This is a genomic window from Pseudomonas sp. AC532 (assembly GCF_979258965.1).
The window spans coordinates 3,369,076-3,395,760 of the sequence record NZ_OZ409888.1 but is presented as its reverse complement, the minus strand read 5'-3'; the positions used below and the strand labels follow the sequence as shown (position 1 = coordinate 3,395,760).

General features: G+C 60.5%; 22 protein-coding genes. 1 reads left to right on the top strand and 21 read right to left on the bottom strand.

Annotation, left to right across the window (positions count from 1 at the left end; all coding sequences use genetic code 11):
* Positions 1-105 precede the first annotated feature (105 nt).
* The 6 genes from ACZ0AV_RS15925 to ACZ0AV_RS15900 all read right to left on the bottom strand — a co-directional run bounded on the left by ACZ0AV_RS15925 (position 106) and on the right by ACZ0AV_RS15900 (position 7,221).
* Positions 106-990, bottom strand: a complete 885-nt coding sequence (locus tag ACZ0AV_RS15925; RefSeq protein ID WP_499151925.1) for a glycosyltransferase — start codon at positions 988-990, stop codon at positions 106-108.
* Positions 987-2,132, bottom strand: coding sequence for a glycosyltransferase (locus ACZ0AV_RS15920; RefSeq protein ID WP_499151924.1), 1,146 nt, complete (start codon positions 2,130-2,132; stop codon positions 987-989). Before ACZ0AV_RS15920 ends, ACZ0AV_RS15925 begins: the two co-directional genes overlap by 4 nt.
* Positions 2,125-3,036 (bottom strand): glycosyltransferase family 2 protein, encoded by a 912-nt coding sequence (locus ACZ0AV_RS15915; protein WP_499151923.1) that lies wholly within the window; start codon positions 3,034-3,036, stop codon positions 2,125-2,127. Before ACZ0AV_RS15915 ends, ACZ0AV_RS15920 begins: the two co-directional genes overlap by 8 nt.
* The gene (locus ACZ0AV_RS15910) at positions 3,029-4,087 is read right to left on the bottom strand and encodes a glycosyltransferase family 9 protein (protein ID WP_499151922.1); all 1,059 of its coding nucleotides are present in this window, start codon (positions 4,085-4,087) and stop codon (positions 3,029-3,031) included. The genes ACZ0AV_RS15915 and ACZ0AV_RS15910 overlap by 8 nt, the downstream gene beginning before the upstream one ends.
* 438 nt (positions 4,088-4,525) lie before the next feature.
* Positions 4,526-6,343 (bottom strand): lipid A export permease/ATP-binding protein MsbA, encoded by a 1,818-nt coding sequence (gene msbA, locus ACZ0AV_RS15905; RefSeq protein WP_499153377.1) that lies wholly within the window; start codon positions 6,341-6,343, stop codon positions 4,526-4,528.
* A gap of 134 nt (positions 6,344-6,477) precedes the next feature.
* Positions 6,478-7,221 carry a lipopolysaccharide kinase InaA family protein gene (locus ACZ0AV_RS15900; RefSeq protein WP_499151921.1) on the bottom strand — a complete coding sequence of 248 codons (744 nt, stop codon included), beginning with the start codon at positions 7,219-7,221 and terminating at the stop codon, positions 6,478-6,480.
* A gap of 105 nt (positions 7,222-7,326) precedes the next feature.
* Between ACZ0AV_RS15900 and ACZ0AV_RS15895 the strand changes: the two genes are divergently transcribed.
* The gene (locus ACZ0AV_RS15895) at positions 7,327-8,565 is read left to right on the top strand and encodes a hypothetical protein (protein ID WP_499151920.1); all 1,239 of its coding nucleotides are present in this window, start codon (positions 7,327-7,329) and stop codon (positions 8,563-8,565) included.
* Here ACZ0AV_RS15895 and ACZ0AV_RS15890 read toward each other — a convergent pair.
* The 15 genes from ACZ0AV_RS15890 to glnE all read right to left on the bottom strand — a co-directional run bounded on the left by ACZ0AV_RS15890 (position 8,562) and on the right by glnE (position 26,644).
* Entirely contained in the window at positions 8,562-9,422 is an 861-nt protein-coding gene (locus tag ACZ0AV_RS15890) for a glycosyltransferase (RefSeq protein ID WP_499151919.1), read from the bottom strand. The genes ACZ0AV_RS15895 and ACZ0AV_RS15890 overlap by 4 nt on opposite strands.
* A 28-nt stretch (positions 9,423-9,450) precedes the next feature.
* Complete coding sequence (locus ACZ0AV_RS15885) at positions 9,451-10,251, bottom strand: glycosyltransferase family 2 protein (RefSeq protein WP_499151918.1); 801 nt, start codon at positions 10,249-10,251, stop codon at positions 9,451-9,453.
* Positions 10,252-10,301: 50 nt separating this feature from the next.
* The gene (locus ACZ0AV_RS15880) at positions 10,302-11,375 is read right to left on the bottom strand and encodes a CgeB family protein (protein WP_499151917.1); all 1,074 of its coding nucleotides are present in this window, start codon (positions 11,373-11,375) and stop codon (positions 10,302-10,304) included.
* Between the two features lie 78 nt (positions 11,376-11,453).
* Entirely contained in the window at positions 11,454-12,371 is a 918-nt protein-coding gene (locus ACZ0AV_RS15875) for a glycosyltransferase family 2 protein (RefSeq protein ID WP_499151916.1), read from the bottom strand.
* On the bottom strand, positions 12,359-13,492 hold the full coding sequence (locus ACZ0AV_RS15870; protein WP_499151915.1) for a glycosyltransferase: 1,134 nt from the start codon (positions 13,490-13,492) through the stop codon (positions 12,359-12,361). Before ACZ0AV_RS15870 ends, ACZ0AV_RS15875 begins: the two co-directional genes overlap by 13 nt.
* A 306-nt stretch (positions 13,493-13,798) precedes the next feature.
* A complete protein-coding gene (locus tag ACZ0AV_RS15865) occupies positions 13,799-14,869 on the bottom strand; it encodes a polysaccharide pyruvyl transferase family protein (protein ID WP_499151914.1) in 1,071 nt (356 codons plus the stop codon).
* A 3-nt stretch (positions 14,870-14,872) separates the two neighbouring features.
* A complete protein-coding gene (locus tag ACZ0AV_RS15860; RefSeq protein WP_499151913.1) occupies positions 14,873-16,642 on the bottom strand; it encodes a carbamoyltransferase family protein in 1,770 nt (589 codons plus the stop codon).
* 78 nt (positions 16,643-16,720) lie between these two features.
* Positions 16,721-18,151, bottom strand: coding sequence for a lipopolysaccharide kinase InaA family protein (locus ACZ0AV_RS15855; protein ID WP_499151912.1), 1,431 nt, complete (start codon positions 18,149-18,151; stop codon positions 16,721-16,723).
* Positions 18,148-18,897 (bottom strand): lipopolysaccharide kinase InaA family protein, encoded by a 750-nt coding sequence (locus ACZ0AV_RS15850; protein WP_499151911.1) that lies wholly within the window; start codon positions 18,895-18,897, stop codon positions 18,148-18,150. The genes ACZ0AV_RS15855 and ACZ0AV_RS15850 overlap by 4 nt, the downstream gene beginning before the upstream one ends.
* The gene (locus ACZ0AV_RS15845; RefSeq protein WP_499151910.1) at positions 18,894-19,631 is read right to left on the bottom strand and encodes a lipopolysaccharide kinase InaA family protein; all 738 of its coding nucleotides are present in this window, start codon (positions 19,629-19,631) and stop codon (positions 18,894-18,896) included. Before ACZ0AV_RS15845 ends, ACZ0AV_RS15850 begins: the two co-directional genes overlap by 4 nt.
* Positions 19,628-20,458 carry a lipopolysaccharide core heptose(I) kinase RfaP gene (gene rfaP / locus ACZ0AV_RS15840; RefSeq protein ID WP_499151909.1) on the bottom strand — a complete coding sequence of 277 codons (831 nt, stop codon included), beginning with the start codon at positions 20,456-20,458 and terminating at the stop codon, positions 19,628-19,630. Before rfaP ends, ACZ0AV_RS15845 begins: the two co-directional genes overlap by 4 nt.
* Before the next feature lie 16 nt (positions 20,459-20,474).
* Positions 20,475-21,596, bottom strand: a complete 1,122-nt coding sequence (locus ACZ0AV_RS15835; RefSeq protein ID WP_499153376.1) for a glycosyltransferase family 4 protein — start codon at positions 21,594-21,596, stop codon at positions 20,475-20,477.
* 20 nt (positions 21,597-21,616) lie between these two features.
* Complete coding sequence (gene waaC, locus ACZ0AV_RS15830; protein WP_499151908.1) at positions 21,617-22,618, bottom strand: lipopolysaccharide heptosyltransferase I; 1,002 nt, start codon at positions 22,616-22,618, stop codon at positions 21,617-21,619.
* 6 nt (positions 22,619-22,624) lie between these two features.
* Positions 22,625-23,656: a lipopolysaccharide heptosyltransferase II gene (gene waaF, locus ACZ0AV_RS15825; protein ID WP_499151907.1), complete on the bottom strand. Its 1,032-nt coding sequence runs from the start codon at positions 23,654-23,656 to the stop codon at positions 22,625-22,627.
* A gap of 42 nt (positions 23,657-23,698) precedes the next feature.
* Complete coding sequence (glnE, locus tag ACZ0AV_RS15820) at positions 23,699-26,644, bottom strand: bifunctional [glutamate--ammonia ligase]-adenylyl-L-tyrosine phosphorylase/[glutamate--ammonia-ligase] adenylyltransferase (protein ID WP_499151906.1); 2,946 nt, start codon at positions 26,642-26,644, stop codon at positions 23,699-23,701.
* Positions 26,645-26,685 lie beyond the last annotated feature (41 nt).

Sequence of the window (26,685 nt, the reverse complement as noted above, 5' to 3'; positions counted from 1 at the left end):
TGCAAAGGAGGCGCCTGGATACCAGCAGGGACGTTACCGGGCAAGCCACCAAATTGATGAAACCGTGGCCATCACAGCCCTACAAGGACAGTAAGGCGCCGCGCTTCATGCATCCCGCTTGAGCCAGTAACGCCACAGCCCCTTAAGCGTTTTGAGATTGCGCGAGCGCCATGGAATCTGCGCCAGCAGCTCACCTGCCAGCCCCCTGTCCTCGCTCGCCACCTTGGTGAACATCGCATTCAGGTAACGCAAACGAGTGGTTTCATAACCAGGATGCTGTTCAAAACGCTTGTAGATCGCAAGCTCGGTCTCGATCATCAACCGACGATTCTTGTAGGTGTTGCTGCCGTGCACGCGATACAAGGCTAGCGGCTCCTCCATTATGTCGATGTAGTACCCGGCATGCGCGATGCAAAGCTCTACATAATAATCCTCGATACGAATGGAAGGATCGAAACCTCCGACGCTCTCTAGCGCCTCCCGACGGAACAGCAGGGTTGGAGCGGGCGGCCCCGGCTTGCGGTCCATGAACAGATCGTCGAAGTCCAAACGCCGTGCCGGACGATAACGCTGTTTCTTTGCTGGTAGCGGCTGTCCATCGCCGTCGATCAGCACAATGCCGCCGGCACAGATGCCGGTTTCGGGATGCTGTTCCATCAGGGGAATCTGTAGCGCAAGACGTTCGGGAAGCATGACGTCATCCGACCCCAAAGGAGCGATATAACGGCCTGCGCTGCGGGTGATCATCTCATTGAGCGTGGTGCAGAGCCCCTTGTTCTCCCGAGCCAAGAAGTCGAATCCAAGTTCGACCTGCAGCCGCTGTATCACCGCAACGCTGTCGTCATGTGAGCCATCGTCGGTCACCAGCAACTCGATGTTGGGATAAGTCTGGGCATATACGCTTCGGATGCTGGCCTCAATGAAATCAGCATGGTTGTAGGAGGAAATCAGCACTGAAACCAATGGCAACTGGGAATGGGCCTGGGTCATGTTGGCAGGCCCTCGAGCAGCCGATCACCTTCAATGAGCGCACGGTACTTGTTACGGAAATCCTCGATATTGTGCTCACGTCGCAGATATTGGTAAGCATGCTCGCCAGCTGCTGCACGCGCAGCGTCGCTTTCGGCGAGGCTTGCACGCAATTGCTCGGTCAGCGCAGGCACATCCCCCGGCGCGAACGAACGCCCACCAGCCCCTTTCAGCAACGGGCGCATCGCCGGAATGTCGGATCCGAGCACCGTCAGACGGCCACACATACCCTCCAGCAATGCGAGGCCGAGTCCTTCTTGCAGCGACGGCATGACGAAGACGTCGAATGCCTTCACATACCGCATGGCATCCGGTCGCGTGCCACACAGATGCACACGTCCTTGCAACCCAAGCTCACCCACCAGCGCCGCAAGGTTATCGGCCTCACGGCCGCCACCAATAATTGCCAGGTTCACATTCGGATACTCGCCGCTCAGGGCGGCAAATGCGCGAATCAGGTGGACATGCCCCTTGATGGGCACCAACCGGCCTATGGCACCTATGATCAGCGCTCCAGAGGGCAGCTCTAACGCCTGTCGAGCCTCGCTGCGCGACAACTGCAGGGATTCGGCCAGGTCAATATCCAGGGCGTTGGTTATCGCCACCGTGTTGGCCTTGGTAAAGCCACAGCGCAAGGCAATCAGGTAGTCGGCCACGGCCGGCGACACGCCGACGAAGCGCCAACACTCGTCGATTGAGCGCCTCGCCTGCCAGCGCCGGTAAAAGCGGTCATATTCACCAAAGCCATGGGACACACCGATACAGCGCGGGATGCGCAAGGTCTTGTTGAGGTGCATGAACAGGTTGACGGTCTTGAAGCGGTGCAACAGCACCACATCGAAGCCCTCCTCCTTACAAAACGCCAACAAGCGCTTGCGTACCTTGAGCCGCAAGCCGCTCATGTCACTTTCAGAGAATTCGAAAAATACCTGCCGCCGGGCACCATGCTCGATACCCTGAGCTGGCCGACCTTCGAGATAAGCATTGACCACCTCAAAACGCTCAGGAGGCAACCCTGCCAGGATCTGCTCACCCAGATCCGAGTTCGTATCCGCCGCGTTGTATCGGGTTTGCAGTTGCAATACTTTCAAAGCCTTAGCCATAAGGACGTCCCATCCAGAGACGAAGCGCCTTCCTGGCATAGGAAAGCTTGAACAACACTCGCCAGTCACTGGCAACCGCCTGACAGTAAAACTGCTTTGCCGCCAGGATATCGCCAGCCAGGTAGGCACTGCGAAACAGAGATAAGCAACGCTGTTGATAAAACGGTGGACGCAACCCCTGCAGCTCAGCCGGCAGTCGTTCAAAAACCTCGTCGACCAACCCAACACCTCCCGCCAGGCTAGAGCCAAAATCATGACGAAGACTGTCGCTGTGCTTGTGAATCATCGCCAGCGGTTCGGGTAGAAGCGAAACCGGATAGGCCGCCAAAGTCTGCGCGAATACCGGAATATCTTCGGCATTGCGAAACCGCTCGGGGTAATTGCCAGCCTGGAAGATGGAGCGATGCATAACGCAAGCGCCATTGGAAATACTCAGCGTCTTGTCCAGCAGATAAGCACGAACGCGCAAAAGTTGCGTATCGGGAAGACACTCAGGGGAATGCCGGCGACGGCGCCCCTCCTGGTCAACCGACCAGTGGCCGCCGATAACCATGCGCGTCTGCTGATTGACGCAGAGGTGCGCCCGAATCAGCGAGAGGCTATCAGGCGCCATTTCGTCATCTGCATCCAGGAATATCAACCAGTCATGACGTGCCAATTCGATTCCAAGATTGCGAACGGAGGCCAACCCGCCATTATTTTTGCGCAGTGCCTTGAATCGTCCGGGAAACTCCGCGCTTAAAGCCTCGACGACCTCGGGGGTATTATCCGTCGATCCGTCATCGATGATCAGCAGTTCATCGTCCATATCCAGCTGGGGCATCACGGAGCGAACGGTTCGAGCCAGAGTAGAGGCGTAGTTATAGGCAGGAATGACAATGGTGATTGCTGCAGCACTACTCATTGCCGTTCACCTTAGTTTGCTGACACAAAGCCCGAAAAGCGCGAGAAACCCGATTGACGCTCATGAAAAAAGCCCAGTGATTGCGTAAAAAACTCAACGAAAAAGCCGGGCGTACCACCCGCCCCTGCCCCCACCCTGGCCGCCAGCAAAAACCATCGCTGCGCTTGCGATACAGCGTCAGTACCGGAACACCCAGAGCGGATGCCAAATGTCCCACGCCCGAGTCATTGCCGATCACATAACCCGACTCGTACAGGTAACCTGCGAGCGCCTTGACGTCGGGAAAGCGAGGCACCTCGAACTCAGGCTCAAAGACATGCAAGTAGTCACTGCGCTCCTTGGGCGACAGAACGAACTGTGGCTGATACCCAGCCAGCCGTAAACGACGAGCCAGCGCCAAGTACTTTTCAGCAGGCCAGTTCTTCTTCGCATTGTAGGAAAGCGGATGAAGCATTACGCGATGAGCATGTCGACGATGCTGAAGCGCTGGAGGCAGTCGCAGCCCAATATCGTCACAAGCCTCTGGCAGTCCCAATCGATCGCGACAGAACGCCACGGCCTGCTCGACCATGGTGGCTCGGTCATCAGGCAGGCAACGTAGCGCTCCCGCGGCTGCCACCAAGGGAGCCAGTAACCGCGACTTTTCCACGGGCAGTTTCGCCAAGGCCTCGGCGCCAGGCTGCTCAAGGAAACGAGAGTCCACACGCAGCGTACCGACGAAAACATAACGGCGAGCCAGTTGACCGACGTCGTCGCCATGGCGAGTAAGCATGCTTCCCAGATCGGATATAACCAGATCGAAATCGTCCAGGGCAACGAAGGTTTCCGCTGGTGCAGGAAGGGGGCGAACGTCGAACAACGGCAACCAGTCATCGAGGGCGCTGAAATGGTTGCTCAGCACCGTTACGTTATAGCCAGCCCTGGCAAGATTGGCCGCCAGAACCAGATAAATGCACCCGTCTCCCAGTCCCATCGAGGGAATGAGGGCGAGCCGGCAATCGGCCGGCAACGCCTCCATGCGAGCGCTAGCCTCTTTTACCGCTTCAGCCATCAGAACTCCTTCATGATCCAGATATCGTCCGTGTACGACACTGCAGAAGCGCGAAAACAAGCATGTTCAATTCCACAAGTGAGCGTCCGGAACGGCGCATGGCAGCACTGCCATTTCATGACGCTCTCCGACGCATTCACAACCCTCACGTTTCAAAGCTCCGCTAATGCTCAACATACCTGCATGGAGCCATCCTGGACGCAGGCCCGCACACAAGAGTCACCCCACTCAACTAAGATCGGAGCGATGATGGGCAATCCAGTGTGAATTTCACGTGAATTGCCAGGAGCAGGTAACCTTGACAGCAACTGAATGCAAAGTACGCAAAGCGCCCTGACATAAAGGGTCAGCGCAGTAGCCTCACCGCCGGGCGGATTGCAAGCTGAACACCAGCTCACCCGCTATCAACGACGCCCTGCAAAAACTGACGCAACTTTCTCAACTCGCTGGCTGATCACCGCTATCGCTACTCTCTTCATCGAGCCCCATTGCATGCAGGCGCGAATAGTAGCCATTGCTCGCCAGCAGCGACTCATGAGTACCTCGCTCGACGATACGCCCCTGATCCATCACGAGAATCAGATCCGCTTTCTCGATCGTGGACAGACGATGCGCGATAACCAGGGTTGTCCGCCCTTCCATTACCTTGTCCAAAGCAGCCTGAATATAGCGCTCCGACTCCGTGTCCAGCGCAGAGGTGGCTTCATCCAGAATCAGCAGCGGGGCACTCTTCAACAATGCCCTGGCGATGGCCAGACGCTGCCGTTGCCCGCCTGAAAGCATGACGCCGTTCTCACCCACGGTGGTATCGAACCCGCGCGGCAGCAGATCGATGAACTCACTGGCATACGCAGCGCGCGCGGCCCGCTCGACATCCTCACGTGGTACCTGCCGAAGATCGCCATAGGCAATATTGTTCAGCACGGTGTCATTGAATAGCGAGACCTGTTGCGTCACCAGTGCGATATGTTTCCTCAGATTTTCCACGCGGTAATCCTCTACCGGCGTCCCATCCAGAAGAATCTGCCCTTTTTCGTGCTGATAGAACCGTGGAATCAGGTTGGCCAATGTCGACTTGCCACTCCCGGAGCGGCCGACCAGGGCAACCATCTGCCCGGGCTCGACGGTGAAGCTGATGTCCTGCAAAACGGCCTTCTCGGTACCCGGATAAGTAAAGCTCAAGTGACTGACTTCCAGCGCCCCGGTTACCCGGTCTTTTTCCACAGTACCCTGATCCGGTTCAGGCTGTTCATCCAGTTGCTCGAATATGCTTTCCGCCCCAGCCAGCCCCTTCTGAATGGTTGAGCTGACTTCAGAAAGTTGACGTATCGGCTTGGGCAGCAGGCCCGCGGCGGTGATATAGGCCACCAGATCCCCGACGCTGGCGTCACCACGCAGGAACAGCACCAGAAACATGAGGAATGCCATCGCGGCATAGTTCACGAGCTGGAGGCTGGGGGTATAGATCGCACTGGTACGGGTCATCCGCAGCTGCTTGCGGGTGCTGTCCTCGCTCGCCTCGTGAAACCGTTCGCGCTCGTAGCGCTCGCCACCGAAACTGCGCACCACCCGATAATTCTGGATGGTTTCGGACGACACGTGTGTCAGCTCGCCCATGGCGCTCTGGATCTTTCGGCTCTGGCTGCGAAACTTCTTGCTGGCGCTTTTCACCATCAACGCGATCAGTGGAAGGATGGCCACCATGACCATGGTCAACTTCCAGTTCATCCACAGCAGGTAACCGAACAGGAATACTACAGTCAGCCCCTCGCGCACCATCACCTTGAGTGCGTCAGTGGCGGCACCAGTCACCGAGCCGACGTTGTAGGTGATACGGGAAATCAGGTAGCCGGTGGAGTGGTTGTCGAAATAGCGGTTGGGCAGGGTCAATAGATTGTTGAACAGCGCAATGCGCAAATCCTGAACAAGCCCCAGCGAGACCCGAGCCAGGTAATAGCCGCCCAGAAACGAGCCGATACCCTGCCATATGGTGATCAACAGCAACGCCAGCGGTACGCCGTAAAGCAGTTGCATGCTTCCCAGCAGCGGCAACTCGACCGCCCCGGCCTCCGGTGCAGCGAGCCCATCGACGAAGTATTTGAGCAGACCTGCCAGCATTGGCTGAGTAGACGCAAAAATGATGTAGCCCACCATGCTGACCCCGAACATCAGCCAGTAACGCCTCATGTAGCTCAGTAGCCGCATGTACAGCTTGAAGCTGGAGAGGGCGGGCGGATTAGTGCTTGGATCAGGCATGGGGTGATGGCTCTGGGGCGAAGCGCAGGATTGTACCATCAGGGACCCTGCAACCAAATCGGCATGGTCCGTGCTGCCCAGGCTGCTCTGCATAGCCCTCTACCACGGCCAGAGAAGCCTTGGCAGGAGCGGCGTCAATTCGTGTATCGAGCAACGCGCAGCTCTTGAGGTGGGCGCCAGCGTGTCGGTTTACGCACCACCTGGACACCTTGCAATACGTCGAGCAACGCGAGCGCATCGAAATGCGGCGTACCGGCTTCCTCGCAATAGGCACGCGCCACCTCGCCCAGATTCGACTCACCGAGCCCTAGATCAGCCAGCCGCAGCATGATCTTTTTGAAATCTTCTACTACGCCCTGCTGTGTGAAAACACCGGCGCGCTCGAAATCCAGCACATGGGCCTCATCTGAAATAAGAAAGTTGTACGGATTACAGTCGCCGTGAACGATGCCATGGGCATGCAGCCGGCCCAGCAGCGCCATCGACTGACATGCTCCGCGGTGTAACGCCTCGCCGCTCAAGGTAGCCAGTGGCACGCCCGGTAGGAAGCCGGTCAGCAGGACACTTTCGTGAAACCCTGGGCGGCGTGACTCGGCATACATGAGCGGCCTTGGGGCGGGGAAATCCAGCGTTTGCAGCCGCGCCAACAGCATCGCCTCGTTGTGCAGTGGAGAACGATAGGCCCTGCGTAGAATGCGCTTCCACCAAGGCTTCATCGATCGCCTGTAGCGCTTGACGAAGATTGCCTCATCCTCTGCGTGGATTTTTGCCACGGCCCGCCCAGGCGCGAACTCGATCAGCTCGTTGAAAAGCCTGAATAATGCCCTGATTTGTTTGCGCCCGAGACGCTCCTTCTGAAAAACTATCGTTTTGCCCATGCGGCGTCTCCTTGCGAAAGAGTCATCTTATGCAAGAAAAAACACGTGCGGGTTTTCGCCTCGGTTTTGTTGAGTACAGCGCGCTGCTGCCTCATAGGTCGGATCATGTACAGCCTCTACGTCAAAACAAAAGAAAATCTGAAGCGAGCCACTTATAACGGACAACGAATAGGCAATCCGGCTTGCGCGGTATTGATCCATCTGTTCTTCGATCAACGGCCCACCCTGAAAAAAATACGCAGAGCGATCAAGTTGATCCGCTTGACACCGCGTTACAGTTACCGCCATGCGCTGGTTGGCGACACCTATATCTGGCACTGCGACAGGGAGGACCAAACGCGTCTGGCGCTCGCTATCGGCAGCAGGCTGGCCAACGACCGCAAGCTGAGCATCAGCTATATACCCGCCATCAAGGAAGATGCCTATACGTCCCTGGATTGGTCGGCCATGCATGCAGCATTGAAAATAGCGCTCACCTGCAAGCAGTCCGTCCTGGAACGGTTTTATATATTCAGCGCACTTTGCTACACCATCAAACAGGTGAAAGCCATCGAGGAGTCGGGTGTCACCGAGCGCATAACCTCGCTGATCAGTTACAACAGCGCCAACATACCTGAATGCTTCCTCGTCCACGCATGTAGACAGCGAGGCATCAACACCTACTCGCTGCAACATGGTCTCTATCACCGCTACCGTAACGAATTCCCCATCGACATCATCAATTATGAAAATGTCACCGCGCAGACGCTACTGGTGTGGAGCGAGTTCTGCCGGGACGAAATAACCGCCTTTCATCAAGAACGTGGCCAAGCGCCCGATTTCGACATGCAGGTTGCGGGTTATATCAATCCCGTACAGATGCCACCTTTGACAAATGAGCCTGCAGCTTCGACCGGCCAGCACGTTCTTTGTCTACTGCCGGGCAAACGCTATGTCGCGGACAGTGTGAAACTGCTCAACGAACTGGCCAGATTGCCCAAGGACTACGCGCTGACGATCCGCCTACACCCCCTGCTTGTGGACAACCCCGCGCTTGTCGAAGCGCTGCCTGCCCGCGCGACTCTGGATCGCAGCCCTACCTTGGCGCACGCCCTGTCGACACGCCGGTATGCGCTCGCTGTAGGCTTCAATACCACCAGCCTGTTCGAAGCCACGCTGTTCGATGTCCCGTGCGCCCTTTACCGTGCTACAAGCCTGAACCTGCACGCTCAGAACCTGCCGTCGTTCACAAACGTCGACGAAATAGTCGCGCTGATCGGCTCGCCGACCGATGTTCGGGCACTGGCCGATCATGTGCTTGGCGCCTCGGTCTTTCGTTACTGTGAGATTACTCGCCAGGATTAACGCCACAGGAATTTCAACGCCAGCCGCCAGAGTGACGGGTAGCGCTGAATGTTCGCACTTCTAAGCCAACGCCAGCGGATCGCCGTCGGCAAGTGGGCACGCCTCAGCAAACGCAGCCAATAGCGCACAGCCAACGCCTCCTTGCGGCGGATTTGCGCAGGGCTCAGAGACGATTCAACCTGCCGCGGCAGCCGGCAAGGCGGACGCGCTGCATAGTCAAGCGCCTTAAGTGCCCAGGCCTCGCGGAAACTGCCGAGGGAAAAGTGCAGCAAGTCAATATCGAATGCCACGCCGACCTTCCCCACCAGGGCGACTCGCAAGCTGAAGTCGACGTCATAGAAATGAAATCCCTTCAGTCCTTCATCGAAGCGTACCGCGGCCCAGATCGAGCGCCTGACGAACATCCAGACACCATCCAGGGCTACCACGGGAATACAGTTTGCTGCACCGCACACATCCGGCCTGGCAAAGGCGTGTATGGCGTTGTCAGGCGAACCTCCATGATGAACGTTGAGGCACACATCCGCCTCGTCACCGCTGTGCCAACCGGAGGGTGTTCTTGCCTTGTAACGACTGCCGGCAAGACCAAGCAATGCCAGTTCGGCGTCGGCTGAGAAATGAGCGAGCGCGCGCAAGCCCCAGCCATCCTTCAGAAAGGCGACATCCTCGTGAACGAAGCAGATGAATTCATGACTCGCCTGGGATGCACCTTCGTTATAGACCTCGCATAGCCCGCGCCCCTCAACGCTATTGTCGATTGCAATCAATTCGTACTCGACGCCAATGGTCGATGCAATATTGAGGCTGACTGCACTTAGGCGGGCGGGCTGCACGCTGCAGATGACGATGGATATCACGGTCCGGGCCTTTGCAATGAAAAGCGAATCATTTGATCTTTTTCAATCCGAAATAGTAAAGCGGGAACTTGAGGTACAGCTTGATCTTCTTACGGGCCAGATAACCCCAACTCTTACCCTGCCATTTCTCCTCGAACGTGTATTTGGAGCGCTTGGTCATCAACCATTGCCGTGCCGACGTATGCGTGCTCAGCGTTCGGCTATCGAGGTGATCGACGACCGACGAGGTCACAAGAACATGCCCAAGGCCGTGGGACTGCAGCGTCAGCGCATAGTCGTTATCGGCGTACCAAAAATAGAACCGCTCATCCAGCTCACCGATGATGTCCAGGATCGAACGACGAAACACCAGACACCAGCCGGATATCTCACGCAGTACGCCGTAACCCGGGTAAATGCCGCTATGCAGAGCAAAACCGTTGCGCGGATGGTGCAAGGAACACACCGGACTGGCGCTGCTGATGCCTGGGTCACTGACGAACACCCGCAACAGCTCCGATGCCCAACCGGAGTGGAAGGAAAGATCGTTATTGCAGATAGCCACAAACGGCGCCACCCCCTCTCTGATCCCCAGGTTCATATAGGCGTGGTAGTTGAACGGTGTGTCGGGATACAGCGTTTCAACGCCTGGCTGCAGGTACGCCGGGCTAGCGGCATTTGACTCAAGTACCCAGATACGAAAGCGGATATTCGCAGGATCTTCCGAAGCAACCAGCGAATCAAGGCAATGCTCAGTCACCTGACGCAGGGCTTCATCCCTGGCGAAGCTGAGAATTACCACATCAAAACAAGCGGGCTGTTCAACCGCGCCCGCAACAGAATCAGTCATAAGAAAACATGATCTCAAGTAATAGGGGAGAAGTCCGACATCACATGCGGTCAGTCAATTGCGAGAATGTGCGCGACGCGATGCGCCCAGGTATGTTCCCGCATAAAGCGAGCCTGGCCATTTTTCGCGATGCGTACACGCTCTTCTGGATGAGCGAGGTAAAAGTTGACCTTGTCCTTCAGTTCAGCACCCGATCGAAACACTTCAATGTCCTCGCCGGGCGTAAACAGTGAAGCGATTTCTTCGCAATAATCGGTCAGCAGGAAACAACCAGCCGACACCGCCTCGAATATGCGCAGATTTACACCGGTCTCGGCACCGTAGAAATCCGATCGCGTGATGTTCAGCACGATTCGTGAGCTCTGCAACAGTACCTGCAGCTCCTCCCCCCAAACAGGGCGATCATCGACACACTGGCGTAGCGTCGAGGACATAAGCGGATAATTACGGCGCCAGCGATTCCCGCGAATGGAAAGCTGTTCTCGAATGTTTTCCAGCAGGAAAACCCGGCGCAGATCGGCACTGCCAACAAAGACTACATCGCGCTCCTTTTCAAGCCTCTGATCGGGCACTGCCACTGCCCCAAAGGGTAAATGCAGCGCTTGCAAGCCAAGTGTTTCCCGAAAAAAACGCGTCGTCGTTTCGGAAAAAGAAAACAGCTGGTCGTAGCGGGGCAACTCTTGCTCGATGAAATACAGAAACTCCCGGCGTTTGGAATAGAGGTTGCAGCTATCGGTATCGTAAAGAATGAAGCGAGCGCCGGCGCTGCGCACCATTTCGGCTACCTGACCGACGTCATAATGCTTGTAGAGAAAACCCACCACCACCACATGAGTGGGTGCTTCCGCCCGCAGCAAATGGCGCAACGGTTCCAGCGGCAAGCGTGGCAGATAGGAGAAGCCATCGCTATCGCGTGCCTTGTTACGCGCTTTGAAAACCGCCGAGGACAGTCCGTACCAGCGCCTGGGTTCCTGTTGCAAGGCGTCCCAGTAGATGGCCTGGCTCCCGGCCTGCCTGAACGCATCGAACAACTCCCGACCAAGCGGCACTCCACCTATACCATCAAGAATGAGGTACTTACGCCTACCTGCGGCAGGCGTATCGCCCTCTGGTATCTGCAACATGAATCGTCATCCTAAAGCAGTGCTACCGCGATACGGGATCGCCAAGCGGGCCTGTCAGCTAAAGTTTTCGCCAGCATCCTAACAAGGCTGCTCGTTACGCTGGCGCTTGAAAAGTAAATGCCGGAAGCGTTTCCAAAGCTGGCGATCCCATTGCCGCAAAGGCACCATCGTGACCAGGCTCCAGGCGAAACGCTTGTCGTGAGTGACCGCTGGCCCAAGTATCTTGGTTATCAACCGGGCCTTTCCCGACTCGTAAGCGGGATGCTCGCGGTACATATCCAGCAATTGCATGCCGTAGCGATACTCAGCCAGGTAATTACCGGAAAGACCGCGACCGTGCTTGCGATACAACGTAACCACATCGGGCAGCACATCGATGAAATAGCCCGCATGGGCGATCTTCAGCGTCATCTGAAAATCCTGCACACGCAATGCCGGGTCGTAACCACCGGCCGCCATCATCGCGTCACGCCTGTACATGACGAGATTGCCGCCGACCACCAAAGAGGCAGCGAGTGCCTGAGCGAAGTCGTAACGCCGTACTTGCCGAACCTTGTTCTTCTTGGGCAGAACCTGCCCTTGTTGATCAATCCGCACCGCCCGCCCACCGAGGCAACCCACCTCAGGATGCGCAACGAGGTAATCGGCCTGCAGCGCGAGGCGCCCGGCCACCATTACATCATCCGCGTCAAAGGTCGCCACGAGCTCACCTGTAGCCAACTCGAGCCCCTTGTTGAGCGCGGCGCTGACACCTTGATTGGCCTGACAGACAAATTCGACTCGACGGACATTCGAATACTGTTTCCAGCCCACCAGCGTTTCCTTGATACGCGCCGCACTGTCATCCGTCGAGCCGTCGTCGACCACAATCAATTCAATCGCGTCATGATCCTGCTGAAGAATGCTGAGCAGGGCCTCGCCAACGAAAGCGCCATAGTTGTAGCAAGGCACTATCACGCTTACCAGGGGAACCACCCCTCCGTTTACAGACGACACGCCGGCCATCCAGACAGAGCATTGAAAAACCGTGGAGCGACGGCAGCGTCGACAAAACAGTTTTCCAGGCGCGTACGCATCTCTTCGCGAAGCCGATCCAGCTCGACCTGTTTGGCACATGCGACCTTTTGCAGGCTGGCAGACAGTGCACGCCAGTCACCGAATGTAAACAACTGGCCCTCCTCGCCAACCACCTCACGTCCTCCGCCGCAGTCGCTGCACACTACGGGCAGCCCTGCGGCCATCGCTTCGAGCAAAACCATGCCAAAAGGCTCATGATCCGAACTCAGCGCAAATACGTCAAATGCCTTGAAATACCGACGGGCCAGAGGCACCTGCCCCAAGAAACGTACCTGCCCGCTGATCCCCAGGGAGTCGGCCAATGCCTTCAGCTCGGCCTCCAGCCGCCCCTTGCCCGCAATTGCCAACAGGCTAGTGTCAGGCAAGTTCGGCAAGGCGTCGGCGAATGCCCGAATCAGCGTTGCCTGGTCCTTGTCAGGGTGTAGCCGACCCACGTTGCCAATTACCCAGGCGTGCTCCGCAAGCCCGAGTGCTTCGCGAGCGGCCGCTCTCGTGAGCTGCTCTGACTGAACGGCCTGTAGGTCGATGCGGTTATAGAGAGTCTGTATGCGCTGCTCCGGCCAATCAGGCAGGCAGGCGCGTATATCATCACGTACGGCGTCGGACACTCCGAACAAATAAAGACGCTTGCGAAACAGCTTGGCGAATAGCTGGCGTGACCGCCGCTCATAATCGCCAAAAGCGTGATGAATGCCTATCACCGGGAGGCGCGTTCCAAGCAGCGCCACATAAGCTGGTTTGGAACGATGGGCGATGCACAATGCGAAATTGCGTTGCGACGCGATACGGCGAATAGCTTGAATCGCGCTGAGTTTAAGCCCCCTCAGAGCCTTGCTGCTGTAGCCAAGGAAGATGACTTCGTCAGAGGCTGATTGCCGCTCCACCTCCGGGTCATACTTACCAGTCAGGTAGACGGTCACTACCTTGTAAGGTGTATTCGCGAAAAGCACCGCATATTGGCGTGCGCAGTCGAGAAACGGTCCATCGTAGCCATGGCATATCTGGAGAACCCAGGCCTGACTCGTCTTATTAGTATCCATAGATCCTGACTCTATCCATCGTAACGGAACGCCCCGCAAACCAGAGCGCACGACAGTCAACCTCCAGACAGCTAACCGCAGAGCTCGGCACACCTGGGTAGTACCTGGTTAACTTTCATGCTGACATGACTTGAGAAGCCCGACATAAACGCCCGGTTCAATGTTTTCGATGAGCAGCAGTTGAGATGGAAAAGCTTAAAACTGAGGCTAGCAACCAGGCGCAGCGAAGCTGCAGGATTAGGTCGTCGCCTACCTGCAATATCGGATAATGAGTCGTCCTGTCAGCCCGCTTAGTCAGGCGACCTGTCAAGCGCGGCGAGTGCCTGCAATCTGGACTATTTCAGCGAACATCGCCTCTGACTGCTGGCGCGCCGTATGAAGAAATTGCTCGATGCCCTCACACTCGGACTCGCTGAAAGCCATTGCGCTTGCAAGTTTCACCGCAGTGTCATACGAGGGCTGCAGGCGCTCGCTCAATCCCACTTGGGCCAGCAAGGCCTCAATCTTGTGAGTATTGGACGGCAACGCATAAAAAGGAGTGCGTGTTACAAGGCAAAGCGTCACTAGGTGAAACCGCCCGGTAATAACCCCTTCAGAACGAGCCAGAAGACGGAGAAACCGGCCGGTCGATAAAACAGCGAAACGCCAGCGCAACTTGTCGATCCGTGAGGTTGGCAAGTCATTGGGGTATCGGCCGAAATAGCTGGCGGCGATACGCCGATACGCCTTCAGCCGCTTGCGCAAGTTTTTGCGAAAATAGAAGTCAAACCCCTTGCCAAGCTGCAAAGGCGCGAGGGTTCGAATGCTCACATAACGCAGTTGCCGATTGGCTTTTTTTGCTCGCCAGGCTTCACGCAGTCGCTCATTGATCACGCTGCCGTTGATCAACAGGCCGTGACGCGGGCCGCCAGTGGCCTTGTGTTGATAAGACAGCGTGAGATCGGGCACAAGCTCTGCAAGTACACCGGCCTCGGCCAGGGCATCCCTGCTCATTGTGTCGCGCACGAATATCTTGGTGAAACAGGGCGCATCTTCGTTCAGGCGGATATTATTCTGCCAAACCGAATTGATCAGAAAGCACGGCACTCCGTGCTCTTTGCAATACCGCGCCAAGGCCCCGTAGCGCAGTGCGAGCGGGGCATCGTCATGCATCGTGCCCTCGCCATTGACCACACACAGATCGGCATTGCGAATGTCGTTCTGCAAATCGGTATCGAGCTGCCAATCGTGATGCATCGGGCAGGCCCGCAGAATGTCCATGTGCGCCCGCCCTGCCAGCGCAAAAATCTGCTGCATCACCAGCTGACATCCGTGATGACCTTCCGAGGATGTATCGTTGAACAGCAACGCCTTTACGCGCACGCGGGCATCAGCCACGTCCTATGGCTCCTGGCCCAAGGCAGTATCGCGGCCGGGGGTCCCCTCCTTGACCACCAGTATGTCCTCCATGATCAGGTACTGCAGGTCCGAGCCGAAGAACATGTTCAGGGCATCAGTGGGCGAGCAGATCATCGGTTCGCCGCGACGGTTCAGCGAGGTGTTCAGCGACACGCCGTTGCCGGTGAGTTTTTCCAGTTCCAGCATGAGGTCGTACCAGCGCGGGTTGTATTCGCGCTTGAGCACCTGGGCGCGCGAGGTGCCGTCCTCATGGACCACTTCGCTGACGCGCGCCTTCCATTCATCATTGACCTCGAAGGTGAAGGTCATGAACGGGCTCGGGTGATCGACCTTGAGCATCTGTTCGGCGACGGTGTCGAGCATCGACGGGCAGAAGGGTCTCCAGCGCTCGCGGAATTTGATCTGCTCGTTGATACGGTCGGCCACACCGGGGATGCTTGGACAGCCGATAATCGAGCGACCGCCGAGGGCGCGCGGGCCGAATTCCATGCGGCCCTGGAACCAGGCCACCGGGTTGCCGTCGACCATGATCTGCGCGATGCGCTGCGGCGTGTCGTCGATCTTTTGCCATTTCGGCGCGTTCGGGTGTCGCGCGCAGGCGGCGATCACGTCTTCATTGCTGTAGGCGGGGCCGAGATACACGTGCTCCATCTTCTCTACCGGCACACCGCGCTTGTGGGACACGTAGGCCGCAGCACCAACCGAGGTGCCGGCGTCGCCCGAGGCGGGCTGGACGAACAGTTCCTTGACCTCGGGACGGGCGATGATCTTCTGGTTGAGCTTGACGTTCAGCGCGCAGCCGCCGGCAAAGGCGATCTTGCCGGTTTCGCGAACGATGTCGCCCAGGTAGTAATCCATCATTTCCAGCGCCAGCTTCTCGAACAGCGCCTGCATGCTGGCGGCATAGTGGATGTAGGGATCGTCGGCGATGTCGCCTTCGCGCTTGGGCCCCAGCCACTCGATCAGCTTGGGCGAGAAGTAGAAACCCTTGCCCTTTTCCTTGTAGCGACGCAGGCCGATGACGTTGGCGTAATCGGTGTTGATCACCAGTTCGCCATTCTCGAACTTGGCCAGACGGGAGAAATCGTACTTGCTGGCATCGCCATAGGGCGCCATGCCCATGACCTTGAACTCGCCGTCGAGCATCTCGAAACCGAGGAATTCGGTGACCGCGCCATACAGGCCGCCCAGGGAGTCCGGGTCGTAAAACTCCTTGATCTTGTGGATGCGGCCGTTCTCGCCATACCCGAAGAAGGTGGTGGCGTACTCGCCCTTGCCATCGATACCGAGGATGGCGGTTTTCTCGGTGAAGCCCGAGCAGTGGTAGGCGCTGGCGGCATGCGCCAGGTGGTGCTCGACCGGCTCGATCTTGACCTTCTTGGCGTCGAAGCCCAGTTGCTCCAGGCACCAGACGATTTTCTTGCGGTAGCGCTTGTAGCGGCGGTTACCCATCAGAATGGCGTCGAGGGCGCGATCCGGCGCATACCAGTAGCGCTTCGCATAATGCCAGCGCTCCTTGCCGAACAGGCTGATGGGCGCGAACGGAATCGCCACCACGTCGACGTCCGACGGCTTGATGCCGGCCTGCTCCAGGCAAAACTTCGCAGACTCGTACGGCATGCGGTTCTTCGCATGCTTGTCACGCACGAAGCGCTCTTCTTCGGCAGCCGCAATCAACTTGCCGTCGATGTACAGCGCGGCGGATGGGTCATGGCTGAGGGCGCCGGAAAGGCCAAGAATCGTCAATGCCACGGATAAAGCCTCTTTGTGCGCTTGCCGAACATCGACAACCGCGATTGTTTGGTTTCGCCAAACCCGCCTGCAGCGGGTTCAGGTGATGGTCGGTAAACGCCGGTCCAGCTCCCGATACAACGCGCTGCCCGCCGGCCAATTGCGCAACAGGCGCGCACGATCACGGGCATAAGCGGCCTCGAATGTGCCGGCGTTGCCGTGATGCTGCATGGCATCGAGGTCGATCAACGCCCAGCGGCCGGCCTGCCACAGGATATTGCTGCCTTTGAAGTCGCCATGGCTGATGCGCTCACGCAACAGGGCTGCAAACAGGGCATCCAGCGCCTGCAGATCGCCCTCGGGCGGCAACTCGTCGGCCGGGTAAGGCGCGAAACGAGCGATTATATCCACACCCGGCGTGTGTTCGGTAATCAGATAGGCCTGGCGGCGCAGCCACAGGGTGCGTCGCTCCAGCACGGCCAGGGGCTTGGGCGTGGCGATGCCGAGAAAATCCAGGCGGTTGCCTTCGCACCAGCTGTGCCAGGCTCGGCTAGCTCGCCAGAAACGCTTGAGCCAATGGCCGAAGCCCTTGATGTTGTAGCGCTTGATGACCAGCTGTCGTCCACCCTGCTCGACTCGCGCCACGGTGGACGAGCCACCCAGCTTGAGCGGCTGCCCTTTGGCAATCGCCGCATCGGGGTCGGCCAGCAACGGCGCCAGCAGAGCGTCATCCTGGCGCCGGACCACCTGCAGGCACGAGGCGCTGCGACTTACCCGAAACGCCGTGCACTCGCGCTCGATCTTGGCCATGAATGCCTGCATGCGGGCTGCGCGCGCCTTGCCGACGGCTTTCAGCAACGCTTCCAGCGGCAGGGCATGCTCGCCATTGACCAGCAGGTAGTGCACCAGCAGTTCTTCGATGAAACTGTCGATGGTGCCGGCAAATTGCGCGAAGAACAGTCCCAGGTTGGCCAATACCCTATCGCGCGCCAACGGCTGCCCGGGCGTTTGCGCACGAATGCCGCCGCCATCGATCAGGTACAGGCGGCCTTCCTGACGCAGCAGGTTGTCCAGGTGCAGGTCGTCCTGCCACAGGCCCTTGCGGTGCAGCTCGGCGATCACTGCCAGGGCCTCGCCCAGTATCTGCTGCTGGGCGTCGCTCAGCCAGGGCTGATCGGCCACCGCCTGCCAGTCGTCCGCCAGGCTGCGGGCGCTGTCGAGAAAGTCGAACAGCAGCCAGCCACCCGTGCCGGCCGTCGAGCCATGCTCAAGCAGCGCCGGCGTGCGCAGCCCCTGCTCCGCCAGCCATTCGGCGCCCTGTAACTCGCGGGCGTAATGACGTTCGGCCTTGCTGCCTACCAGCAATTTGGCCAGCACCGTACGCCCCTGCCACTGCGCCTGGCCGACATAGCGCTGGCCAGGCAATACGCGCAGCAGGCTGCACAGCTCGAGCGTTTGGCCTGACGGCAAGTCGATCAGCAACGGCAATTCGGGGCTACGCCCCACCTCGGTCAGAGAAGCCAGTTTCATGGGCGCTGCGCCTTGTCCTTGAAGCGCGCCGTGAGGCGCTGCAACCAATGATTCACGTTCTGCTCACCACCCAGATAGGCCGTCAGGAACGCGACCGTATCCTCGTCGCTCCACGGGTTGGCGCGGCGCAACAGCGGCTCCAGATCCTTGATGCGATCACGCTCGCCAAAGAACAGCGGACGTGTCTTCTCCAGGTCGATCAGCTGCGCGGTGAACCCTTCGCCGCGCGCCTGCAGAAAGATGTGCTTGGGGTAAAAGCAGCCATGCAGCTGGCCCTTGTCGTGCACCTGGCGGGCCAGCGCACCGCAGGCAGTCACGATCGCCAAACGCTGCGCGGCAGGCAGCGACGCCCAGCCGGGCAGACAGCTATCGAGGTCCTGCCAGCCGTCCAGCGCCCGGGTCAGCAGGATGGCGCGACGCTCGCCGTCGACACGCCGCTCGGCGTAGAAGGACGCATTCATGGCGGGAATACCCAGCCGCCCGTAGCGGCGAATGCTGCGAAACTCGCGCGCCAGCGTCGGCTCCCCCAGCGGGCGCTCCAGGCTGCGCGTCAGGTAGTTGCTCTGGCGCTTGAGGTAGTAGCCCTGCCCCTCCAGGTCGAGCCGGTACACCGAACTCCAGCCGCCACGAGGCGCCTTGTTGGGTTCGTCCACCGCATGCAGCTGGAGCGCCCACAAAGTCTCGAAACTGGCCAATTGGTGACGTTCGAGCAGCGTGCGGTCCTCGCTGTCGATGAAGTCCTTCATTCTCTGCCCTCGAAAAAGCGGACGATCTGGCCAATACGCTGTTTGTCGCTGTCGTTCAGGCGCTCGCGACGCCGGTACTGCAGGTAGAAGCGCAGTCGCTGGGTGCGTGACAGGTGATATTTGGCCACCTTGTCCAGGCAGGCGAGGTCCTTGACGATACGCCGGCGCAGAAACGGCCCCCACCAGAAGGCTCCGGTCGGGCAGTCGATAAAGTACAGGCGGCGGTGCTCGTCGACCAGCAGGTTGCGCCACTTCAGATCGTTGTGCGCGAAGTGGTGGTCATGCAGGGTGCGCGTGGCCTTGGCCAGCTGGCAGCTGACATCCTCGACCCACGCCCGATCGCGCAACCGCGCATCGTTGCCGTCGGCCAGGCGCCACATGTCCATGGTATCGACCAGCTCCTGGGTGATCAGCGCACCGCGGCTGAATGCGCTGCCCTTGCGCTCCAAGCCGTAGGCGGCAATCGGCGCCGTCGGTATGCCCCAGGCTGCAAAATGCTTGAGATTCTGCCACTCGGCCTTGACCCGCGGCCGGCCGATGAAACGCCGAGCGCCTTTGCCGGCGCCGAAGTAGCGTTTGACGTAATAGCGCAGCCCGTCGAACTCCACGCGGATCACATCCGACAGGGGGTCGTGGGTAATAGGCTCGCCCTGCAGGGCGAACACCGCGTCCAGTGTCGCGAAGGCACGGGCGGCCTCCGGAGTGGCCAGGGCGGTAACGCGCCACTCGCTCATGGCGTGCCTCCCGCCTGGTACTTGCGTGCATAGCGCGTCAGCAGTCGGTCGGCTTTGCCTTGCAGCCAGGTCAGCAGTGCGGCTTCGTCACGCAATAGCTGACGCAGCGAACGCGCCTTGCCGGCCGCCGCGAAATAGGCCTTGAGAAAGCGCAGGAAATCACGCTGCGTCAGGCCGATATTCAGCGCCGAGAAGTACAGCCCGGCCAGGTCCTTGTCGCGCCAGCGCCGCGGCACCGCCGGCCGTATCTGGGCACGGTGCAGGTCGATCACCGAGAGGCGGAAATCGGCGGCGTTAAAGGGTTTGTCGGTGTGCAGCAGGAAATGGCAGATATAGCAGTCGCGATGGTTGACCCCCGCAGCGTGCATGCGCCCGGTCATGTCGGCAACGCGGCGGATCAACGCCCGTTTCAGCCCGGGTTGCGGTGGCTGTGTGGCCCAATCGAGGGTCAGTTGCTCCAGATCGACGGTCGGCGCCAGCTCCTCGGTGATGATGAACGAATGCTGCTGCGCCGGATTGCTGCCGCGCTCGCCATAGGCAGCGGCGGTCATGGTCGGCACACCGGCCTCGGTCAGCCGCCGAATGGCTCTCCACTCCTGGCCGGCACCGAGTACCGGCAGGCGCGCCGTGGAGAGGTTCTTGACGATTTCCCCCCAGCCAACGCCCCGGTGGATCTTCACGAAGTACCCCTTGCCGTCGACCTCGGTACGCAGCGTGCGACGGGCCTCCAGCTCGCGATAGACCTGCCCCTGCAGGCGCTCGACTTCTACGAAGGCATCCTTGCCCTGCCACAAGGTGGCAAATGGCTGTTCGAGAAACAGCTTCATGGCTGGACACTCCTCATTACGGACGCGGCGCCAGGATCACATCGGCCGCATGCTGCGGCATGCTGTACAGGTCGGCGGTATCGGCAAATGCCAGGCCGTTGCGGTGCCAGGCGGCGCGGCCCTGCACGTCTGCGAGCATCTCGGCCAGCGTGCGATTCAGCGCCGGCTGCTCGAACGGGCTGGGCAGCACGCGACCGGCATCGGCATCACGGATGTAGTGGGCGTAGCCGCAGATGTCGGTCACCAGCACCGGCAGCCCGGCCACCAACGCCTCCAGCAGCACCGTGCCGGTATTTTCGTTATAGGCGGGATGAATCAGCAAGTCGGCCCCCAGCAGGAAACGCGGGATATCGCTGCGGCCCTTGAGGATCTGTACCTGATCCCCCACTCCGAGCGCGGTGATCTGCAGCAGGAACGGCTTGGGGTCATCCTGACCGATGACGATCAGCCGGGTGCGCCGCTTCAGCTCGGGCGGCAATGCTGCCAGCGCCTTGAGGCTGCGGTCCAGGCCCTTGGTCTTGAAGCCGGAGCCGATCTGTACCAGCAGCAGCTCATCATCGGCCAGCTTGAATTCGCGGCGAAACTCGGCGCGGATCTCGGCGGCGTTGGCCGGCGCACGGCGATCCAGGGAGATGCCCGGCGGCAGCAGGTGAAAGCGCTCGGCGGGCGTGCCGTAATGCTTGACGAACAGCGGCTGCTGCACCTCGGAGATCATCAGGATCTCGGTGCGCGACTGCGGGGCGAACACCGCGCGCTCATAGTCGGCGAAATGCTTGTAGCGGCCCCAGCGGCGGTACAGCGGGTTACGCAGGGTCTGCGCCTTCTCCTCGAAGCAGCCGTCGGCGGCGTAGTACACATCAAGCCCCGGCATCTTGTTGAAACCGACCACCCGGTCGACCGGGCGCTTGCGCAGGTCCGACTGCACCCAGGCGGTGAGCTTTTCGTTGCGGTGATGATTGAACAGCGCCTTGACCGGCACCACCACCACCTCGAAACCGGCGGGCACCTCGCCCTCCCAGATCGGCGTGTACACGCGAATGCTGTGGCCACGCCCCTGGCACTCCAGGGCGATGCGCATGAAATCGCGCTGCAACCCGCCGAACGGGAAGTATTTGTAGAGGATGAAGGCCAGGCGCATCGGCCCTTCGCTCTGTGGCATCAGTCTATCCCCATGTCCAGCAGCAGCGCGTGCAACTCGGTGAACACCCGCTGCGGCAGTAAATCATCGAAACACGGCTTGTCGCGATCGCCCTTGCCGGCGTCCGGGCCGCTGGCACACAAGTGGATCTGCGAGCGACCGTAGGCGCCCACGCGGCCCGGCAAGGTCGGCCCGTACAGCGAAATGCAGGGCACATCCAGCGCGGCGGCCAGATGGCCGAGGCCGGTGTCCACCGCGACACAGGCCTGAGCGCCGGCGATCACCTTGGCGACGCCGGCGAGATTGAGCCTGGGCAGCACAGCCGCGCCGTCGATGCCCGCGGCGATACGTTCGGCGCGGGCCTTCTCCACGTCATTGCCCCAGGGCAGGCGAATCGACCAGCCCTGCTCACTGACCTGCTCGGCCAGTTCGCGCCAGTAGGCTTCCGGCCAGTGCTTGCTGGCCCAGGTGGTGCCGTGCAGGAATACCAGATAGGGGCGTGATGACGGATCTGCAAGCTGAGCGCGGTTCAGGCCGTAGTCGCCCAGACCGGCGGGCACGCTGTAGCCCAGGGCCTGGCCAAACAGCTGGCGCGTGCGCTCCAGTGCGTGCTGGGCGCGCGGCACGCTGTAACGTCGGTCGTAGAAGCGCGCGGCGATGGGCTCGCGCGCTGACTTGGCATCCAGCCCGGCCACCGGCGCCTTGACGTAACGCGTCAGCCAGGCGCTCTTGAGCAGCCCCTGGGCGTCGATCACCAGGTCATACGGCGTATCGCGCAGGCGCTGCTTGAAGCGTGACCACTCACCATTGCGCAGGGTCTGCAGCGGATGCTTGCGCCAGCGGCGGATGGCCACCGCAATGACCTGCGACACCGCCGGATGCCACGCAGGTATCTCGGCGAAGCCCTCTTCCACCACCCAATCGAAACGAATACCGGGGTTGGCCCGCACCGCATCGGTCAGCGCTGGCAGGGTGTGAATCACATCGCCCAATGACGACGTCTTGATCAACAACACTCGCATCCGGCGCTATACCTCGACCGGACGGGCAACGAGCCGGTCCAGTGCCTCATTGGCAACACGCGGCTCGAGCTGCACCAGGCAGTTGTAGTGGCCGAAACGGCAGGTACGATCAAAACACGGGCTGCATTCGATGCCCAGGCGGACGATCTCCACCCGCTCGGCCAACGGCGGCGTGAACTGTGGCGACGTGGAGCCGTAAACCGCCACCAGCGGACGATTCAGGGCCGCTGCCACGTGCATCAGCCCGGAGTCGTTGGACACCACCGAGGCCGCACAGGACAACAGGTCGATGGCCTGGGCCAGGCTGGTCTCGCCGCACAGGTTGACCACCTCCTCGCGCAGCCCGGGAATCAGCCGCGAACGAATGTCTTCGCCGACCGGATGATCCTTCTTCGAGCCAAACAACCAGACCTGCCAGCCTTCACGGATCCGCTGCTCGGCGACACGCGCGTAATGCTCGCTTGGCCAGCGCTTGGATTCACCGAACTCGGCACCGGGGCACAGCGCGAGCACCGGGCGATCCAGCACCAGGCCGAAGCTCGCCAGTGCGGCGTCGCGCGATGCCGGATCGATGCGCAGCGCAGGCCGCGGGTAAGGCTGCGGCAGCTCGGCGCCGGGGGGATACGCCAGCGCCATAAAGCGCTCGATCATCAGCGGGTAGCGATCCTTGTCCAGGGCGCGAACATCGTTGAGCAGGCCGTAGCGCATCTCGCCCTTCCAGCCGGTGCGCAGCGGGATACCGGCGAAGAACGGCACCAGCGCCGACTTCAGCGAATTGGGCAGCAGGATCGCCTGGTCATAGCGGCCGGCCAGCGACTTGCCGATGCGCCGACGGGTGGCCAGCTCCAGCACGCCGTGACCAAGCGGGAAGCTGAGAGCCGCGCGCACTTCGGGCATGCGCTCGAGAATCGGCCGGCTCCATTCCGGCGCCAGCACGTCGATGGCGCAATCGGGATGACGGGTTTTCAGGCATTGGAACAATGTCTGCGCCATCACCATGTCGCCTACCCACGAAGGGCCGATGATCAGAATATTCATACGCTCAGTTCGATAGAGAAGCCCGAGGGCGGACGGCTGCCATCAACTCAGGCCCAGTTCACGCCAGATACGCATCACATTGCGCCGGTGCTCGTGAAACTGGTCGCCGCCCACTACCCCAGGCTGCTTCTGCAACGCCTGTCGGTGGGCTGCAGAGCGGTAGGCTTTATAAGCGTCCTGGAGCAGGGTCGCCTCACCATCGCGGAGCAGACCAAGCCGATCCAGGCCTTCCAGAATGCGGATGTTATCGGTGAATTCGAGCAGCACCGGGTGCTGTTTCGACCACGCCAGGGCCGCGTATTGCACCATAAATTCGATATCGACGATACCTCCCGCATCCTGCTTGAGATCGAAGGTGGCACCGGCCTCGAAGGCATTCTGCGCAGTGCCGGCGGCAGTGGCGCGGGTACCGAGATTGTCGCGCATCTTGGCGCGCATCTCGCTCACCTCGGCCTGCAACCTGGCCTGATCGCGCTCGCTGGTCAGCACGGCGCTGCGCACCTCGGCAAAGGCCGCACCAACGCGCTGGCAGCCGACCAGCAACCGCGCACGCACCAGCGCCTGGTGTTCCCAGGTCCAGGCTTCCTGTTCCTGGTAGCGGCGAAACGCGCCAAGGGAACTGACCAGCAGGCCGGCCGCCCCGGACGGCCGCAGGCGCATGTCGACGTCATACAGCTGGCCCGAGTTGGTCTGCGCGGTCAGCAGGTGGATGATGCGCTGGCCCAGGCGAGTGAAGAACTGCGCACCGTCGATGGGCTTGGCGCCATCGGTTTCCGCCTGGGGGTCGCCATCGTGGATGAACACCAGGTCGAGGTCCGAACCGTGGCCCAGCTCGATGCCGCCCACCTTGCCGTAGCCGACGATGATGAAGTCCGGCGCGCACAGGCTGCCGTCCGCTCGCTGCGGCGCACCATGCCGGGCGACCATCTGCCGCCAGGTCAGGGCCAGCACCTGATCAAGGATGGCTTCGGCCAGCCAGGTCAGGTAATCGCTGACCTTCATCAGCGGCAGCGTGCCGGCGATTTCCGACGCGGCTACCCGCAGGCCGTGGGCCAGTTTGAAATGGCGCAGGGCTTCCATCTGCTGTTCGAGGTCGTCCTCGGGAATGCGCATCAGCCGCTCTTGCAACTCGGCCGCCAGCTCCGGCGCCTGGGGCGGGCTGAACAGCCGACCCTCATTGAGCAGCTCGTCGAGCAGCAGCGGAAACCGGCTGATCTGCTCGGCGATCCACGGGCTGGCCGCACACAGGGTCAGCAGGCGCAACAGCGCACCGGGATTCTCGGTCAACAGCACCAGGTAGGCGGAGCGCCGGGCGACCGCCTCGATCAGCGGCAGCACCCGTTCCAGCACCAGGTCGGGCTTTTCCTGCTCCACCGTGGCGGCCAGCAGCCTGGGAATGAAGGCATCCAGACGCTCGCGGCCGATGCGCTGCATGGCGCGCACCTGATTGCCGTTGCGCAGGCCCACCAGGCGCTGCCAGGCCGCCTGGGCATCATTGAACCCGGCCTCGGCGAGTTGCCGGCAGGCCGCCTCTTCATCCTGATCGTCATTCCACAACGGCAGCCAGGCGGCACCGACCATGGGCTCCTCGCCACTGTCCTGATCGTCATCCGGATCGGCGATGACCTGGCGGAAGTGCCAGTCGACACGCCCCCGCCAGTGCATCAGCTGTTCATGGAAGGCGCCCCAATCGTCGAAGCCGAGCATGAAGGCCACACGGGCGCGATCCTCGTCGTTGTCCGGCAGCATTTGCGTCTGCCGGTCATCGATGGCCTGCAGCGCATGCTCGGTGTAGCGCAGAAAGGCATAACCGGCGAGCAGTTCATCAACGGCGTGCGCCGGCAGATAGCCTTGCCCCTTGAGCGTATCGAGCACCTTGAGCAGCGAGCGCTGCTGCAGGCTGAGGTCGCGCCCGCCGTGAATCAGCTGGAAGGCCTGGGCGATGAATTCCACTTCGCGAATGCCGCCGGAACCCAGCTTGATGTTCTCGGCCATGCCCTTGCGGCGCACCTCCTGCTGAATCAGCTGCTTCATGGTGCGCAGCGCGTCGATGGCCGAGAAATCCAGGTAACGCCGGTAAACGAACGGGCGCAGCATCTCCAGCAACTGCGCACCGGCCTGCTGGTCACCACCGACCACGCGCGCCTTGATCATCGCGTAGCGCTCCCAGTCACGGCCCTGGTCCTGGTAGTACTGCTCCAGCGCGTTGAAGCTAAATACCAGCGCACCAGACGAGCCGTAGGGGCGCAGGCGCATGTCGGTACGAAACACGAAACCATCGACGGTGATGGCGTCGAGCGCCTTGATCAGCTTCTGGCCCAGGCGGATGAAGAACTCCTGGTTGTCCAGCGGCCGCTTGACGCCCTGGGTTTCACCACCCTCCGGGTAACCGAAGATCAGGTCGATGTCGGACGACAGGTTCAGCTCGAGGGCGCCGAGCTTGCCCATGCCCAGGATAACCATGTGCTGGGGCTCGCCACTGCGGCGCCCCACCGACGTGCCGAACTGCTCGCAATGCCGGGGGTAGAGCCATTGATAGGCCAGATCGATACAGGCATCGGCGAGATCGGAAAGATCCTGACACGTTTCGACCAGATCGGCCTGGCGGCTGACATCACGCCAGATGATGCGCAGTTGCTGGCGGTTGCGAAAGCGCCGCAAGCTGCGCGCCAGGGCGTTTTCATCGCCGCAGTCGCGCAATTGATCGGCCAGTTGCTCGCGCAACTCGCCACGCGCCAGGCGCCGCTCCAACTCGCCACTGGCAGCCAGGTCGAGGAGCATCTGCGGGTCGCGCAGGCCTTGCTGCGTCACGAAATCGCTGGCGGCCGTGACACGCTGCAACTGCGCCTTGCGCGGCGCTGGCCAGGCCGCGAAATCGGCGGCGGCCTGAGGCGACAGCGCCCCCATGGCGTGGGCCAGCGACTGATCGGCGCGCTGCGCCAGGGGTTCGAGGACGGCAGGCAAAGAGGCGAGCGCAGGCAAGCTCATGGTCTATCCTTTTCGGCGGGCTGAAGAGCCTGTTGGCACGC

Coding starts and splice junctions, on each gene's coding strand:
- ACZ0AV_RS15910 (WP_499151922.1), bottom strand. CDS start 4,087: ATGGCTGAAGCGGTAAAAGAGGCTAGCGCTCGCATGGAGGCGTTGCCG.
- ACZ0AV_RS15870 (WP_499151915.1), bottom strand. CDS start 13,492: ATGGATACTAATAAGACGAGTCAGGCCTGGGTTCTCCAGATATGCCAT.
- ACZ0AV_RS15855 (WP_499151912.1), bottom strand. CDS start 18,151: ATGAAACTGGCTTCTCTGACCGAGGTGGGGCGTAGCCCCGAATTGCCG.
- ACZ0AV_RS15920 (WP_499151924.1), bottom strand. CDS start 2,132: ATGGCTAAGGCTTTGAAAGTATTGCAACTGCAAACCCGATACAACGCG.
- ACZ0AV_RS15835 (WP_499153376.1), bottom strand. CDS start 21,596: ATGCGCCTGGCCTTCATCCTCTACAAATACTTCCCGTTCGGCGGGTTG.
- ACZ0AV_RS15850 (WP_499151911.1), bottom strand. CDS start 18,897: ATGAAGGACTTCATCGACAGCGAGGACCGCACGCTGCTCGAACGTCAC.
- waaF (WP_499151907.1), bottom strand. CDS start 23,656: ATGAATATTCTGATCATCGGCCCTTCGTGGGTAGGCGACATGGTGATG.
- ACZ0AV_RS15925 (WP_499151925.1), bottom strand. CDS start 990: ATGACCCAGGCCCATTCCCAGTTGCCATTGGTTTCAGTGCTGATTTCC.
- rfaP (WP_499151909.1), bottom strand. CDS start 20,458: ATGAAGCTGTTTCTCGAACAGCCATTTGCCACCTTGTGGCAGGGCAAG.
- ACZ0AV_RS15895 (WP_499151920.1), top strand. CDS start 7,327: ATGTACAGCCTCTACGTCAAAACAAAAGAAAATCTGAAGCGAGCCACT.
- glnE (WP_499151906.1), bottom strand. CDS start 26,644: ATGAGCTTGCCTGCGCTCGCCTCTTTGCCTGCCGTCCTCGAACCCCTG.
- ACZ0AV_RS15885 (WP_499151918.1), bottom strand. CDS start 10,251: ATGACTGATTCTGTTGCGGGCGCGGTTGAACAGCCCGCTTGTTTTGAT.
- ACZ0AV_RS15845 (WP_499151910.1), bottom strand. CDS start 19,631: ATGAGCGAGTGGCGCGTTACCGCCCTGGCCACTCCGGAGGCCGCCCGT.
- ACZ0AV_RS15915 (WP_499151923.1), bottom strand. CDS start 3,036: ATGAGTAGTGCTGCAGCAATCACCATTGTCATTCCTGCCTATAACTAC.
- ACZ0AV_RS15880 (WP_499151917.1), bottom strand. CDS start 11,375: ATGTTGCAGATACCAGAGGGCGATACGCCTGCCGCAGGTAGGCGTAAG.
- waaC (WP_499151908.1), bottom strand. CDS start 22,618: ATGCGAGTGTTGTTGATCAAGACGTCGTCATTGGGCGATGTGATTCAC.
- ACZ0AV_RS15900 (WP_499151921.1), bottom strand. CDS start 7,221: ATGGGCAAAACGATAGTTTTTCAGAAGGAGCGTCTCGGGCGCAAACAA.
- msbA (WP_499153377.1), bottom strand. CDS start 6,343: ATGCCTGATCCAAGCACTAATCCGCCCGCCCTCTCCAGCTTCAAGCTG.